The sequence below is a fragment of the Yersinia sp. 1652 StPb PI genome (genome assembly GCF_041538345.1).
Classification (GTDB): Bacteria; Pseudomonadota; Gammaproteobacteria; order Enterobacterales; family Enterobacteriaceae; genus Yersinia; species Yersinia enterocolitica_E.
The window spans coordinates 38,388-53,081 of the sequence record NZ_JAULSM010000001.1 but is presented as its reverse complement, the minus strand read 5'-3'; the positions used below and the strand labels follow the sequence as shown (position 1 = coordinate 53,081).

Here is a 14,694-nt window from a genome sequence, read left to right as displayed (position 1 = left end):
GAGTTAGATAGTCTGAGATCAACTGACCTCCGAACAACGGGAAACTGTTTTCCCAACCGTTACAATTCTTTTTGCACCTACTTTGCCTACAGATCTGTGTGATTTTTAATCACTGTTGCGCCCCGCAACACTGTGTAATTTTCAACCACTGTTGCGCCCCGCAACACTGTATAATTTTCAATCAGCGCCTGTAAGCAGCGCGAATTTCAGCCATCACCTGTGCAATTTTCTCCGTCGATGCTCTATGACTTTTTCCTTGCGTTTGGACTGGAACAAGCTCGATAGCCCCAACGGGCTGTAGTGGCTGTAATTTTGGCTGCTGCACTCGTTTGGCCGCGCCAACTGTTGAATTGAATTGTCCATTTCTCGCCCGCTTCAGCGTGGCGAGCAGGTAGGCAATCACATTTTTTATCTCACCTGTGCCGATACGCTCCGCCACTTCATACAGAACCTGTTGCCCCAATGGCGCTGGCAATGCCTGCAGTTGCGGCTCTACGTTATCCCGATCAACCGTGGTCAGATTTTCAATCAGCACTGACGGCCAGCGAAGCCGATTGTCGTTTTTCCCTGATGCCCCTACGTACGTATCTTTTACACCCTGTGTAAAACTACGTACGTAACAGTTCGGATTCCGAACTCTGTCATAACCCCTTGTTTCTAGACTGAGTTCGGAAACCGAACTCGGTAAAACAGCCCCCTCATTTATACTGAGTTCGGTTTCCGAACTTGGTGATCTTTGGGTGACAGAAGGTATTTTTTGACTGAGTTCGGTTTCCGAACCCGGCAAAGAAGCCTGCTGTCGCAATGCCAACTCTTGGGGAGACTGAGGGGAGGACAACCGAGCTTCGATCAACGCAACGCGCGAATGACGGTGACGCATGGACGTATCCTGCTTGATCTCACTCAGTACAGACAGTGCCGTTAACCTGATAGTCTTGTTACCGTGCTGACACGCTTGTGCCACCGCATCCAGCCAGCCGGGGTCAAAATGCTCGGCATCACGTAACCCCAACGGTTCATCATGCTGTGCATAGATGTTGCCACGGACTCGGCCACTGTCATCCCTGACTCGCTTACACAAACTCAACCAGCCCGTGAGCCGTAACATCAGCAAGGCGCGACTGACCGTTTCTCGTGAGGCTTTACCTGAATGGGGGGAGGCAAGCTGAAGCTGAAGCTCTTCATAGGTGGGGAACACCGCTCCATCGTTCTGTTGAGCATAGAGACGGATCATTACCCAAGCGGTTTTATCCAGCGGTGATAACCGGTTATCCATATAAAGTTGCCGGGGAATGGCATCATGCACATTCCCCAGATAGAGCAGACCACTCTGCTCATTTGTCACAGCACCGGATTGTGCCTTTTGCACAATCCGGGCCGTCATTTTGCTTAACGTATGTTGTATGACGCTGTCTACAGCCAAGGCCATCAACCCGCTCTCCGTTGTTGCTGCTGCTCGACCCAGCCTTTTACCAACGTCCATACGGACGTTAAGGCGATATCTTGCTGTTCAGCAATCAGCATCATGACCTCCAGCGCTTCCAACGAGTCCAGATTGTCTATCTTGGCAGTTCGCCACTGCTCCCAGATCGAGATTTCTTCTGCTTCAGCGGGCATCTGATTACGCCCTTGCCGGGTAGGAATTCCGGCAAGGCGACGACGGGTACTCACTTCCGCCGCCGTCAGTCCAAAATAGCACTGCATCATTTCTATCGATCCGCCCAGCGCCAATGCACGATCGATACGCTGTATGCGAACCTGCTCTTGTCGGGCCTGCGCCAACATCATATTGAGATTGGTGTGATTGATATGGAACGTCAGTATCGAGACCGAGGAGTTCACCAGGTAGTGTAAATCCTCTACCGTAAGTTGATTCAGTTCCTGGATCTCCTCCAGCGTCAGTCCCATTGCCTCACAACGCCGAATGTTGCCGGATTTCAGTTCCATCAAGACCTGCGTCAACAAGGCATTTGTCGTCATACCGGTTTGCGGATTCATATGTAGTTCCCTCCTAAAAGTATCCCTAAATCAATCGCCCACGCCACAACACAAAGCACAACCAGCGTGATACCTGACCTGTCTTTACGGATTTTATTCATTGCCCCCCTCTCCTACCGGTCAATTTGCCTTGCTCTGCACCATCGACACCGTGATACAACCGGGCATTCTTCCCAGCGACAAAGCCGGTTCCACGGGCAATATCAGCCCCGCGACATTCCCTGGCTTCCCGAAGTTTGGTCTGAGATAACGCCAAGGCTTCAAGGTAATGCGCCATACTCTGGCTCTCCCGCTGAGAGGGGCCAAAATCAACGACGACACGGCGAACACCCTCAACCCACCCTTCACGAAATTGGTCGGCACGGGCACGGCGGGTTGACAGTTTAAGACGCTTGTTTTGCGTCTTAAGGTAGGCGGTTGTTGCCTCTTTCAGTTGGCGAGATAGAACGTCAAAGGAATACGCAGCCACGGCAGGACGTTCGCCAAAACCGCAGAACATCACGACGCGGTGACTGTTGCCAGCACTTCCCTGCTGCCAGCTATAGTAAGCCCGACAACCAAATGCACGGTTAACGACCCAGACCAGCCTGTCCATCCACTGAGGGATTTTCACGGCATTTGACGGGGCTTTCTGTGTCTGATCTTCCCGTACAAAAGAAGACTCGGCATCCAGTTCGCTGATACCGTATTTTTGCATCAACGCCTGAGCGCGGGATAAGGCCAGCCCGGCCTCATGCGCATTGTTGTTATTTTTAGCCAATTCCAGCAGTTTACGAATTAACTTCACCAGACGAACCTGACGCTGTGAATGTGAGTGACTCATCCCTATTCCTCCCCACCCTGATACTGCTGTGACTGGCGTTGGATCTCACGCAAACGCCGTATCACGCGTATTAACCGTAAAAACTTCACTACCTTAATATCATCCAGCAACGGCCAGTCTGCCGGTTGCTCAGTACCGATGACGATATTGGTCAGCTCAGTCGCAGACAGTGAAACTGCAGCATCACCTGATAACCCTGCCAGCAATCGCGTTATCGGGGATGCACTATGAGCATTCACCTGCAGGCGATATCCCGCCGAACCAGGCGCATTGTCTTCACAGAGTTCCTGCTCGGCCTCAAGCACTTCAGCCAACTCAAACGCCAGACGAAAAGCGGCATCCTGCAAATGCTCAATGTCGTCCTGCAGGGCGGAAATATGCCAAATATCCGTCACCGGCTCTAAACCGGTATTGGCGAATGAAACCGAAGAATCTAAGGTTGCGTTTTCTAGCACAGGGGGCAGGTCATCATTTTGCTGCTCTTGCAGCACAGCGCCATCAGAGGCTGAGTGTGAGAACGTCACCGGTAACATTGACTCCCGAGACTCATTTGGCAGGCCATACAAATCAAGCTGTTCCTCTTCCTTGTGCTGATCGCCGGGATCGGCCTCAACAGGCATTGACGGCCTCACATCCTGCAAAGAGATAACTGCATCCTGCTGGCGATGTACGACCGGGGAGGGTTCTTGAATCTGATTATCATCACAGGAAGGAACACCCAGCGAAGACGCAGGTGCAACAGCGGGGGTTACACCCGCCTTTTCGGTGCCTTTATCTGCATTGATAATATGTTGTGGTAGAGGCGCGGGTTCACCGAAAAGTTTCCGGCGATTCTGCTCCTTCGGGTCGAGTTCGATTAACCAGCGGTCATACGTAATCTCCGAGTTGGGCATTGCCTGGAGTAAGGCGGCGATCAACTCATCTTTGAACGTTTCCAGGGTGTAATGGTCTGGATCATCTAAAGAATGACAAACCTCACCAAATACCTCATTAAACGGTTTAACCACATCGGTATGTACACTGAATTCCCCCCAAGACTTTTCTGCCGACATGCGAAGATTTATAAGAGGAACCGTTTGAGCGCGACTCAATCCCGACTCCAGAAGCCTAGGAAGATAGGGGTACAGTTGCTTAATGACATACTCCATTCGGCTTATACTGGAGTAATGTATCGGGTAACCTTCTGTTTTTAAGAGCTCTGCAAGCTCTCTCTGACTGACCTCACGTCCTAACTGCTCTTCCTGAATGCTTCTGGCTTTGGCTACGCCAAATGATTTTTCAATAAAAGACAGATCCCCTCGAACATCATTTTCAGCCAAATGCCCGATGACACACTTCAACCGCCCCGGCCACGGCTTGAAAATGCACTGAATACGACGAAAACGCTCATCTTGGGTCTCTTCCCATAGCTCCACCAGGATCGTATAACGTGTATTTCCTCCATCACTGAAGATATACACATCTTCGGCGCTGTCGGGGTTCTTCGTGACTTTTGGTACCGAGTCCAGCCCACGCGCCAGGATCGACGCCTTGATATCGTCATACTTGGGGTTACGGGTGGTACGCGGGTTATCGGGGTTGGGCCGCAGTTGATCCAGTGTCAGAACCATCGGCATTTCACTGACCGGCAAGACGGCCACTGCGCCGGACGCTGGCGAACGTCCCCGTTGCAACAATTGTTCCCCCAACGTCTGCACCTCTTTAGAAGTCATAGCGACCTCCCGAGAAATCTTCAAATCGGGTGATTTCAGGCTGGAACTTCACTTTTACCGTGCCAATGGGGCCATTGCGCTGCTTACCTATAATCAGCTCGGCAATGCCTTTATCCGGGCTGTGTTCGTCGTAAACTTCATCACGGTAGATAAACATGATCACGTCGGCATCCTGCTCTAATGCCCCGGAATCTCTAAGATCACCATTATTGGGACGTTTATCTGGCCGGTTTTCAAGAGCCCGATTAAGCTGTGAAAGGGCGACGAGAGGGCAACCGATCTCTTTCGCCAGCGCCTTCAGCGAACGCGAAATTTCAGCAATTTCCTGTGTGCGGTTCTCCTGACCAGGGCAACGCATCAACTGCAGGTAATCCAACAGGATTAAAGACGGCTTTCCGTATTTACGCACATTTTTACGTACCCGAGAGCGCAGCATTGACGGTGTCATTAAGCTGTCGTCATCAATAACCAGACGATCTTTCCATTCAAGGAGAATTTTGTTCGCCTCCCCCACCCTGGCCCACTCTTCATCGCCCATATTGCCATTGCGGAGATTCTGCAAAGGGACGCGTCCCAGCATGGCAATAAACCGTGATAAAAGCTGGTCGATGGGCATTTCCAGACTGTAGACCTGCACCGATTTGTCTTTCCTAGTCCCCAAAGCACCTTCACATAAACTCAGAGCCAGCGCGGTTTTGCCCATTGAGGGACGTGCCGCTAACAGGATCAGGTCACTGTCTTGCAATCCACTGGTCATCCCGTTGAGTTGCTCAAAGGGTGTTGGAGTGCCGGTGATCAGGTCTTCACTGCTGCAACGCAGCTCCAGACGGTCAAGATAGGTCTCCAGCGAGGAAATGAGATCAAACGGCTTACCGGACGCCTGTAGACCAGCGATATCAAAGAGACGTTGCTCTGCCTCTTCCAAGAGGGAAGCCACATCCGTACGGGCATCTTCGGCCTGTCCGGCCAGATCATGCCCCAACGCCAGTAGCTGGCGTTTCTGCTTACCGGTCGAGACATATTCTGCATAGGCCACAATATTGGCGGCGCTTGGGGTGTTCTTGGACAGTTCAGCCAGATAGGCAAAACCCCCGACAGTATCAAGCTGCCCAACACGTTCAAGCTCTTCTGATAAGGTGATGAGATCGATGGGCATATTGCGGCCAAGCAACGCCTGCATGGCTGCAAATATCGTCTGATGAGGCCGTGAGTAAAAGCTGTCTGCCGTCAGGATCGGTGCAATCTCATCCCAACGGTCATTCTCAAGCATTAGGCCACCCAGGACAGACTGCTCGGCTTCCAATGAGTGCGGCAGAACCCGTTGTTGTTCAGTGCTACGCATGGCGAGCCTCCTCAATCTGAACCTCGCGCAATGCACACGCCAGAACCTCACGGAGTCGGGAAGAAGCGACCAGGATCAAGGGTTCCCGATCGTAACTCGCACCAGACTCCAGCAACGGAAGTCCTATTGGTGCTTGCGGGCCTACGGCCATATCACGAAGTTCCGATTCACTCCACAGGTTGGAAAACTCTATGAAACCTCTCGCCAGTTCCCATTCATCAGCCAAACGCTCATAAATCCGTTTTTTTGCTGTTTCATAATCAGGAGCATCGACGAACACATGAACCTCATTGTGTCCCTTATAGGTATCAACCGAATAAGCGACAGCCCGCCAAATTTGATTTCGATTCATGAGCGGATCTCCCGAGCAAGAACATCATCAAACAGGGGTTTCCACTCAGGGAAAAGCTCACAAGCCAGATCACATATAGACTGTGCTGCAGGCGGGGTTTTACGGTCAGTTTCATACTCCAATCTGTGGGCTGGCTGAGACAAACTGTGTCCCAGTTTATAAACGTCCAAATCGTAGATTTGGGTTGCCAGCATACTGACCGGGATACCTGTGGAACTGTATGTACCTTCATCAATAATCTGCGTTATCGCTGCCAGCGTTTTTTTTGCCAGAACGGTGTAATCCATGCAATTCACCAGAATTTTCACCGGGGGCAACGCGATACCAAAGTCTTTATAAGGCAATAATCCTTCCATCAGCGGGATAGTGCCGCGTAAAAACTCGCGCACATCAGGTACCACCGGCTTGATCATGGCGAGCGCCGTATGGTTCGTTGCCAGCATGACCAGCTCAAGCATGATGGATCGGGCACCCTGTGAATCAATAATAATCACGTCATAGTCGGTAAACAGAGGGTGCTGCAGTAGATTGCGCAGCCGAAAACGACCATCGGGCGCGTGCATCATGGCTGTTTTAAGTTGTTCGTGGGGATCGTTAGAGATAATCAGATCAAGGTTGGCAATACTGGTGCGGGAAATAAGCTGTTTGGGTTGATTGAGATCAGCCGTCTGCATTAACAATTCATACAGGCCGTAGGGGGCTTCATACTGCAGGTGATAATAACTGGAGGCTGTCGGTTGAGCGTAGTCACCGTCGATCAAGAGAGTCTTGAGACCAGCATCTGCACAGAAGCCACTGAGATTAGCTGCGTGGGTCGATTTACCTTCGCCGCCTTTGGTGGAAATGATTGAAATTACATGCATATTTATTACCTGGGTAAACACCCCAAGTAATAGCGCTAGTAATAGATCCTACGTTGTTATTTCAACACGGGGATTGAAAATCCCCGTGTCCTTGGTTCGATTCCGAGTCCGGGCACCATATTCATAACCTGTACGTTAAGAAGTAAGATTCTTAACGGGCATGAAAAAGTACCCGAATCATCATCGTGCAAGTAGGCTGTAATTGCTACACCTGGGTTGAACATACGGGCCGAAAAAACCGAACAGTGCAATGCGCTTTTCGGTTTTTTTTTCGCCTATCCAATGAGAGTATTTACAGTTTATTGCTACATGAGTCAATCTTCGAGACTAACTAGCGGGAATTTTCTCCTTTCAATCACTTAGATCTTATTGAGATTACCTCTATCTCGCGCATAAGTTTCTTCTCACTGACAAGCCTGTTTTCCTAATCCCAGCTAGTTTTATTTCAGCGAAACTACGTGGATGTTAAGATAATTGTCATGGTGAACTCACTGACAAAGAAAATATTGGCGCACAAATCGGCGTCTGGATAACTTTTAAAGCCAGAGTATTTCAGAAAAAGAAGTGAACATAGTTGTCTCTATTTTAGCTAAGTTTATAAAATATTATCGAACTACCCGAGCAATCTCACACCAGCCAGTTAATAACTTATAAAGCATACTTTAGGATAATTCACCTCATATTTTAATGACAATCCGATATTCGAATTATTCTCATCAGCATAAGATAGATTAATAATACCTGCTCATCACAAAGTATGGAATAGATATGAGGGAGTTAGACTAAAAACGAAATGATAAAAATCTAACTAAACGCACTCAGTAAGTCTGATATTATCAAATCATAGATAATGTCGATTGACATTTTTTATAAGTGTACTGGTATTAGACTAGCGAGTACACGCCCGTTATTAGTACCGTATGCATTTCTTTTGCGCCTTTAAGCAAGAATCCACTTCGTCAGTATTTGGTTATATATCCCTAATAACTTTGATTATATATCTTTAGAGACAAACTTATGTTTTTCAATAACCGCTGGTTAATTCTCGCCATTCTCACCAGTACACTATTCCTTATTATTATTGATATGACGGTATTATATACTGCATTGCCCTCACTCACCTCGGCGCTGAATGCAACATCGTCAGAAAAATTATGGATAGTAAATGCCTATCCCCTTGTGGTAGCTGGCCTGTTACCCGGAGCGGGCATGCTGAGCGATCGAATTGGCCATAAAAGACTGTTTATGACCGGGTTACCTGTATTTGGAGTAGCTTCTCTGTGTGCAGCATATTCTCCTTCTGCTGACTTTCTTATCGCTTCCAGGGTTTTTCTAGCCATTGGTGCAGCCATGATGATGCCTGCAACATTGGCGATTGTCCGTCAGGTATTTATTGATGAGCGCGAACGTGCTCTGGCGATTGGTATCTGGGCAGCAGTGGCATCAGCAGCAGCCGCATTTGGCCCGATTGTCGGTGGCATTTTGCTGGAATACTTCTGGTGGGGCTCCGTATTCCTGATTAACCTTCCGGTTGTGTTGCTGGTTTTCCCTCTGGCATTGCATTTTATCCCACGTAGTCACGCAAATAAACACCGCCCCTGTGATCTTATTGGTTCGTTACAGATTATGGCTGGGCTATTCTGCATAATATATGCTCTAAAAGAGCTGAGCAAAATAAACTCTTCGTTTACTGTCGCAGTAGCGACAACAGTAGTAGGTATAGCATTTCTCTGCTTATTTACCAGACGTCAACAACGTTCAGCGCATCCAATGATCGATTTCTCTCTTTTCCGCAATAGCGCATTTACCTGCGGCGTTGGGGTAGCAATTACCTCCATGATTGCATTAATCGGTATTGAATTAGCCCTTACTCAACGGCTCCAGTTAGTGCTAGAACTGACTCCGCTGATGGCAGCTTTTTACATATTACCCATTCCTGTCGCATCGATACTGGCTTCAATTCTGACTGGAATACTGATACCGCGTGTTGGTGAACGTCGAATAATACTTGGAGGATTTACGATGATGGTAGTAGGTATTATCAGTCTTTATCTACTATTTGAAAGTGGCAGTATTTTACAACTCATCAGCCTATTTATTATAGGCTTTGGTTTTGGCTGTTCAATTGCAGCTGCCTCAACATCAATTATGCTCAATACTCCGGAAGAAAAAGCAGGGATGGTTGCAGCTATTGAAGACGTATCATGGGAAATGGGTGGCGTGCTTGGTGTAACACTACTGGGTGGTGTTATGACAGCAGTATACAGCCACGTTCTTGAATTACCTGACGGGTTGGTCATCGGTAATACGGCAAATGACAGTATTGATGAAGCGCTACGACTTGCTCGCAGTCTGAGCCAAGAACACGCGAAAATCGTCATTAATCTGGCAAAAAGTGCATTTGATCAGGCTTTTATGGCGGTTTTGATTGGTGCGGCTGGGTTGCTTGTTACGAGTCTGGCGATTATTAAATATTCATTCCGAAGAGCATTATAATTTATTAATTTTTCACTTTAACAGCACTATGGGCAGTAAAATTTGCTGCCAACCAAAACCTATCCCATACCTATTCTGAAGAGAGATAGCTAAACAATCTATTAGTTCTCTCTCAGAAGTAAGATATTAGTTAGTTTAAAATCCACTAAATGTCAATCAAAAGACAATGACTGAATTTATTTTATCTGCAATTATCTATCCAAGATATAAATCACATCATTATGTATAACCACTAATGTAATTCACACTACACACTATTAGTTAATATTATTGCGTATGAATTATACTACTTAAAGTAAGACTATATAGTGATCAGTAAGGCGTTTTTTTATCTTTTCATAACCCGCCCGTTTCGCAAACGTTAAAACAAATAATGAATTGTTGATGTATTATTTTTACGTGTTGGTTGGTTGTTTGTTGTGTCTTATGACATTATTTTTACTTTCTATGTCACCGGTCTCCGCGCCCGTGAGACCGTTTTTTTTCCGTAAAATCCGTAAAAAGTATCCTCCTTAAACTCATTAACCACTATCAAGCATTTTTACGAGGAAATAATATGACTAATATTACTAAACCCGATCTAGCGACCGACCATTCTTATGTTATCGATGGTTTTGTTCCTGCAACAGAAACGCAAAAATTAAGCTATACCTCTGCACGGGTGCTTAACCCTCTCTATAATCATTATGCCACGGCAGGCAAACCCAAAGTATTTGGTTACTATACCCGATTGGTCACAATATGATGGGCGTTTGGATGATATCAACTGCCCCCCTGCTTCTCGTGGGCGCGGTGTGGATTTGGTGCTATTAGATCCTCTGGCCTTCGATAAAATCATTATCGGTTTTGCCGGTATTTTGGGCGATCAAGGGGAAAAAGCGGTGGCAATATCTGCCGCGGCCCCTCAATTTTCGCGTTCTAAATTGGGAGATGTCACTTTCCTTGATGCGTGGGGCGACTGTCAATCGGCCAGAAATAATGGTTTTGAAGGCTGGGAAGATATTCAAATGCCTAGGGACTTTTATCAGAACAAAGTTCGTGGCGTACTGGGGGGATTACGTGAAAAACAAGCTGCTGCGCTGAGTGCAGGGCATAACTTGATTTTGTCATTCAGTATCGGTGGCTGGACCATGAGTGATGGTTTTTATCACACATCACGCGATCCCGTAAAACGTGCTAACTTTTGCGTCAGCGTCGTCGATTTATTCTAGCGTTTTCCGATGTTTAGTGAACTGGATCTGGACTGGGAATATCCAGGCGCACCGGGTAATGGCAATAACCATGGGCCAGATGATTGGCAGTATTACAAACTATTAGTTCAAGACCTTAAGGCCGCGTTGACTAACGCTGGTCTAGGTAATGTGAAAATCAGTATTGCAACCTCCGCAGACCCTGTCGTGATGGCGCTGGCTCATATCCCTGACTTGCTTGTTGCTGGGGTGGAAGGCATCAATCTGATGACCTACGATTTCTTTGGTACGCCATGGGCCACCAAATTAAACCACCATACCAACCTGTATAGCACCAGCGAAACGGTCTTCAGCGTTGATGCAGCCGTTAATTATTTGCTTGATTTGGGCGTTAACCCCGGCAATATCAATATCGGTTATGCTGGCTATACCCGTAATGGTCGCAATGCCACGATTAATAACGAATCCCCACTCAGTGGTAGCTATGTCCCACAACCTGAACAGGGCATCACAACCGGTAGCTTTGAATCCGGGACATCTGAATGGTTCGACATTCTTTATAATTATCTAGATCTTAATACTAAAGCAGGCAAAAATGGCTTCTCGTTGTACACCGATGAAGAAGCGAATGCCGATTATCTGTATAGCCCGCAGTCCCACCTGTTTATGTCGCTGGACACCCCGCGCACGGCCAAAGCCAAAGGTGCTTATGCCTTGAGTAAAGGATTGGGTGGTGTTTTCACTTGGACGATTGATCAAGATAATGGTTTGTTAGTGAACGCGGTACGTGAAGGATTAGGATGCAATGTGACAACTCAAGTCGTCGACATGAAACCTTTCTATTTCAAAGGCGTGAATGTCGGACCATAGCCAATTGATGAACCACCGATTGCGGTTGAACCGGCTCGGAGAATCCGGTTCAACCGGGCGCACAGTTGAGCTATAGTGGGGAAAGTCTTTCGACACTAACCACCAACCATTTTGGGCTAATTGACCGAAATCCGGGGCGGGGTCGTCGATAATCACTGAGCTAACATCCCTTGCATGGTGCGAGGGATGTTGTATCCTCGGTTAGAGTTTCAACTGATAGCGGCTTTTCCTGTGGTGCAAATTTGAGAGTGTTAGAGATTCTGTGTCATTCCAGTAAACATATCTATACGCAATGCTCAGATGTGATACGCACTTTGTGACATAGCATTGTTTGATAACCATGCTGAGCGACAATAGATAGCATCAATGAATTTATAACTAATATTATTGTTTCTCATTATCTTGAACAAAGAATGCAGGTCAACAAGATATATTTCTCTTTCCTTTCTGTTGCGTACCGTTAATACATCAACACCATAACGATCCGCAATGTAACGTGCAGATTCGTATGTGTCTTTTGCATATTTTGAAAGATTATAGTTTCTAATATACCCGCCACCTGAGATCGACTCTCTCGGTACCACTCTTCGAGCTGCAACCTCTTCCAAATTAGGATCATATAAGGCATGGTTATCGGATGAATAATAACGAATGATAGACTCTTTAGGCAAAAACAACCATTTCGGCAGTAGGCTTTGCTCTCCGTGAGCAGTTATCAATAACCGATTGGACTGTCTTCCCGTTGACCTGAAAAAATAATAATGTCTTCCCAGTGGAGTTGCCCCCATTGGGGTTCTTTCTGCATTATTAGAGTAACAGGAAGACCGGCTTATCACGCCACCTTTTTGATTGCTTGAATCATATATATCCATAAATAATCTCAATGGTTATTAATGCCAAAATCTGAAACCACTCTATTTAGTAGAAATTGATAACATCTACCATTTTAGCATCAGTAAGTGAATATAAATAAAACGGCCCTCACTAATAGTGAGTTTATGTCACCATATTATTTAAATAAGTTTAATTATCAAAATCAGTTATTCAGTAAATATATCGTGTAATTAGAAGGTAATATTTATCCTATAATGCTCTATCGTTTTTTAAATAGGAATATTAGATTAAGCTTACACGGGTAGAAACCCTCTATGTTTATACAAAAAGGATAGTGGCATTGCAGAAAAACATCAATTCATAAACGGAGATAAAGTAACTCCGTTTATGTCATTTTAAATACAGACGACTAAAGCCCAAGAAATACAATATATAACATTTTTATTTCATTACTAACACTAATCTCTATTTTTGCACCACAGATCAAAATTTTTTTCCATATTGAATACATAAGGCTGGACAGATAAAGGGCCACGAGCAAAGATAGGATTATTAGGGATATAAAAAAGAGTTACGCCTCTTGCTCGCAGCTCCGATTGGTAGAAATCCTTAAGTTTCTCGACCAAAGCCCGATGCTCACTATAACGATCAGGATATTTTTTAATAAATAGATTTATCGCATCAACCGAATACCACAAAGAGTATTCTTTGCTCACCCTCCGTCTAGTAGCTATGTATCCATTATAAAAACAGTCAGATGAATAAATTTTACTATTCATGCCTTTACTTGTTGCGGCTAGAGCAAGCTGATCCTGCAAGGGCAACCGCTTCACTATTTCCGATATAATCTCATTAGGTAAATCTAAAAGACTCTTACCATTATGCATTCCCTTACCTACCTTTAATATAGAAATAGTTGTTCCACGTATATGAGCAATGTCAATTCTATTCATCATCACATATAACTCGTTAAGATACTGCCCTTTATTAAGCTTTCCATTTATCTCAAAAATACATCTCTATCATCAAGGTTAGAATCAGGACACATCAAAGAATAACCACTACCTACTCTTAGTGATTAATTTTAAATCCTCTAACCTCCATTATGAGGAAAACGTGTTTGGAATGATTAGACCATTACATCATGTTGATCTGATAAAGCATAAAGTCCTAGGCAAGTTTGTATTTCAGGCATTGAAAGATCTGAATCATCTTTTTGAAAATGCCATATTGGCCTTGAAATATTACGACTCTCATGTAAACGACTCCCTTATCTGAAAAATTTTTTAAGATTAAGGTCAGAGAGTAAATACAAACAAAAAAACAACCATCACTGATGGTAAGTTTATATCACCCTATTGATTTTAAAAGAGCCACTAACGCATTCAAATAGTCTTAATTCATGAAGTTCATAATTTGTAGTGACGCCTAATCTCTTCATCGCCGAACGCTTATGACCACTAATTGTTTTCTCACTTTTATGCAAAATAGCAGAGATATCTTTAGCTGTAAGACCACTGTGAATTAGATTGATGATTATTTTCTGACAAGGGGTGAGCTCTTTGGGTGAAACATTCATATTACTCTCATCATATTGTTCCATGCTCAATAATATGGATGAGAACTTTGATTTAATAATATTTTTTAAAGTATTAACTTGTTCACTTTTGTAGAGGAAAATACCTTTGTAATTTAATGCCAAGTTCACTCGGTTAAATGTTGACTCTCGGGTTGCAATGATAAATATCATCACACCAGGTTTTATTGATTTAAGTGTCGCAATAGCGACCGACATACTTAGATTATCAATGTCAATAAATACAACATCACATCCAAGCTTACACATTCTATATATTTTTATATTTTCATTGTGCAGAACCTGACCGATTGAGTATTTTAAAATATGTTCAAACCCTATTCTTAAATACTCATCAACCATACCGATAATACATATATTCATAACATCATCCATTCAAAAAACAATAGTATTTCAGTGACATCTTGATGATAATAAACACGATATACTCGATTCTCCTGCTTTCCATTTCATACGCTAATGAACTACTGAACTGATACCCCAGGAACTTTAATAACTATATCCTTAGAATTAATGCCTGTACTTAAGAGTAGAGAGTGATATTTTTGGATTTATCTGAAAGTTATCCTGACACCAAGTCTATTTCAATCTTCAATTGGAATATCCGGCATTTAGAT

General features: G+C 45.0%; 14 protein-coding genes. 4 read left to right on the top strand and 10 right to left on the bottom strand.

Features of this window, described 5'->3' with window-relative positions; all coding sequences use genetic code 11:
* Nucleotides 1-181: 181 nt before the first annotated feature.
* The 7 genes from Q2T71_RS00250 to Q2T71_RS00220 all read right to left on the bottom strand — a co-directional run bounded on the left by Q2T71_RS00250 (nt 182) and on the right by Q2T71_RS00220 (nt 7,090).
* Entirely contained in the window at nt 182-1,429 is a 1,248-nt protein-coding gene (locus Q2T71_RS00250; RefSeq protein WP_372557735.1) for an STY4528 family pathogenicity island replication protein, read from the bottom strand.
* Entirely contained in the window at nt 1,429-1,998 is a 570-nt protein-coding gene (locus Q2T71_RS00245) for a DUF2857 domain-containing protein (RefSeq protein ID WP_262033584.1), read from the bottom strand. The genes Q2T71_RS00250 and Q2T71_RS00245 overlap by 1 nt, the downstream gene beginning before the upstream one ends.
* Before the next feature lie 97 nt (nt 1,999-2,095).
* Nucleotides 2,096-2,821: a DUF2786 domain-containing protein gene (locus tag Q2T71_RS00240; protein ID WP_372557734.1), complete on the bottom strand. Its 726-nt coding sequence runs from the start codon at nt 2,819-2,821 to the stop codon at nt 2,096-2,098.
* Nucleotides 2,822-2,823: 2 nt separating this feature from the next.
* Nucleotides 2,824-4,533: a ParB family protein gene (locus Q2T71_RS00235; RefSeq protein WP_372557733.1), complete on the bottom strand. Its 1,710-nt coding sequence runs from the start codon at nt 4,531-4,533 to the stop codon at nt 2,824-2,826.
* On the bottom strand, nt 4,523-5,875 hold the full coding sequence (gene dnaB-PI, locus Q2T71_RS00230) for an SPI-7-type island replicative DNA helicase (protein ID WP_262033581.1): 1,353 nt from the start codon (nt 5,873-5,875) through the stop codon (nt 4,523-4,525). Before dnaB-PI ends, Q2T71_RS00235 begins: the two co-directional genes overlap by 11 nt.
* Nucleotides 5,868-6,227 (bottom strand): hypothetical protein, encoded by a 360-nt coding sequence (locus tag Q2T71_RS00225; protein WP_372557732.1) that lies wholly within the window; start codon nt 6,225-6,227, stop codon nt 5,868-5,870. Before Q2T71_RS00225 ends, dnaB-PI begins: the two co-directional genes overlap by 8 nt.
* Complete coding sequence (locus Q2T71_RS00220) at nt 6,224-7,090, bottom strand: ParA family protein (protein WP_372557731.1); 867 nt, start codon at nt 7,088-7,090, stop codon at nt 6,224-6,226. Before Q2T71_RS00220 ends, Q2T71_RS00225 begins: the two co-directional genes overlap by 4 nt.
* 1,017 nt (nt 7,091-8,107) lie before the next feature.
* Between Q2T71_RS00220 and Q2T71_RS00215 the strand changes: the two genes are divergently transcribed.
* From Q2T71_RS00215 to Q2T71_RS00200, 4 genes are all read left to right on the top strand, one after another.
* Nucleotides 8,108-9,586, top strand: a complete 1,479-nt coding sequence (locus tag Q2T71_RS00215; protein WP_219646595.1) for an MFS transporter — start codon at nt 8,108-8,110, stop codon at nt 9,584-9,586.
* A 556-nt stretch (nt 9,587-10,142) separates the two neighbouring features.
* Nucleotides 10,143-10,331, top strand: a complete 189-nt coding sequence (locus Q2T71_RS00210; protein ID WP_246108426.1) for a hypothetical protein — start codon at nt 10,143-10,145, stop codon at nt 10,329-10,331.
* On the top strand, nt 10,300-10,797 hold the full coding sequence (locus tag Q2T71_RS00205; protein ID WP_333781659.1) for a glycosyl hydrolase family 18 protein: 498 nt from the start codon (nt 10,300-10,302) through the stop codon (nt 10,795-10,797). Before Q2T71_RS00210 ends, Q2T71_RS00205 begins: the two co-directional genes overlap by 32 nt.
* Nucleotides 10,798-10,806: 9 nt before the next feature.
* Nucleotides 10,807-11,646 (top strand): glycosyl hydrolase family 18 protein, encoded by an 840-nt coding sequence (locus Q2T71_RS00200; protein WP_338134037.1) that lies wholly within the window; start codon nt 10,807-10,809, stop codon nt 11,644-11,646.
* A 296-nt stretch (nt 11,647-11,942) separates the two neighbouring features.
* Here the strand turns inward: Q2T71_RS00200 and Q2T71_RS00195 are convergent, their stop codons facing one another.
* From Q2T71_RS00195 to Q2T71_RS00185, 3 genes are all read right to left on the bottom strand, one after another.
* Nucleotides 11,943-12,518 (bottom strand): putative adhesin, encoded by a 576-nt coding sequence (locus tag Q2T71_RS00195; RefSeq protein ID WP_145512780.1) that lies wholly within the window; start codon nt 12,516-12,518, stop codon nt 11,943-11,945.
* A gap of 420 nt (nt 12,519-12,938) precedes the next feature.
* Nucleotides 12,939-13,436, bottom strand: a complete 498-nt coding sequence (locus Q2T71_RS00190) for an F-box protein (RefSeq protein ID WP_271304013.1) — start codon at nt 13,434-13,436, stop codon at nt 12,939-12,941.
* A gap of 389 nt (nt 13,437-13,825) precedes the next feature.
* Nucleotides 13,826-14,440 (bottom strand): LuxR C-terminal-related transcriptional regulator, encoded by a 615-nt coding sequence (locus tag Q2T71_RS00185; protein WP_372557730.1) that lies wholly within the window; start codon nt 14,438-14,440, stop codon nt 13,826-13,828.
* Nucleotides 14,441-14,694 lie beyond the last annotated feature (254 nt).

What these genes read in the sequence shown, in the direction of transcription:
- Q2T71_RS00250 (WP_372557735.1), bottom strand. Translation starts at nt 1,429, where the DNA reads ATGGCCTTGGCTGTAGACAGCGTCATACAACATACGTTAAGCAAAATG.
- Q2T71_RS00245 (WP_262033584.1), bottom strand. Translation starts at nt 1,998, where the DNA reads ATGAATCCGCAAACCGGTATGACGACAAATGCCTTGTTGACGCAGGTC.
- Q2T71_RS00240 (WP_372557734.1), bottom strand. Translation starts at nt 2,821, where the DNA reads ATGAGTCACTCACATTCACAGCGTCAGGTTCGTCTGGTGAAGTTAATT.
- Q2T71_RS00235 (WP_372557733.1), bottom strand. Translation starts at nt 4,533, where the DNA reads ATGACTTCTAAAGAGGTGCAGACGTTGGGGGAACAATTGTTGCAACGG.
- dnaB-PI (WP_262033581.1), bottom strand. Translation starts at nt 5,875, where the DNA reads ATGCGTAGCACTGAACAACAACGGGTTCTGCCGCACTCATTGGAAGCC.
- Q2T71_RS00225 (WP_372557732.1), bottom strand. Translation starts at nt 6,227, where the DNA reads ATGAATCGAAATCAAATTTGGCGGGCTGTCGCTTATTCGGTTGATACC.
- Q2T71_RS00220 (WP_372557731.1), bottom strand. Translation starts at nt 7,090, where the DNA reads ATGCATGTAATTTCAATCATTTCCACCAAAGGCGGCGAAGGTAAATCG.
- Q2T71_RS00215 (WP_219646595.1), top strand. Translation starts at nt 8,108, where the DNA reads ATGTTTTTCAATAACCGCTGGTTAATTCTCGCCATTCTCACCAGTACA.
- Q2T71_RS00210 (WP_246108426.1), top strand. Translation starts at nt 10,143, where the DNA reads ATGACTAATATTACTAAACCCGATCTAGCGACCGACCATTCTTATGTT.
- Q2T71_RS00200 (WP_338134037.1), top strand. Translation starts at nt 10,807, where the DNA reads ATGTTTAGTGAACTGGATCTGGACTGGGAATATCCAGGCGCACCGGGT.
- Q2T71_RS00195 (WP_145512780.1), bottom strand. Translation starts at nt 12,518, where the DNA reads ATGGATATATATGATTCAAGCAATCAAAAAGGTGGCGTGATAAGCCGG.
- Q2T71_RS00190 (WP_271304013.1), bottom strand. Translation starts at nt 13,436, where the DNA reads ATGATGAATAGAATTGACATTGCTCATATACGTGGAACAACTATTTCT.
- Q2T71_RS00185 (WP_372557730.1), bottom strand. Translation starts at nt 14,440, where the DNA reads ATGAATATATGTATTATCGGTATGGTTGATGAGTATTTAAGAATAGGG.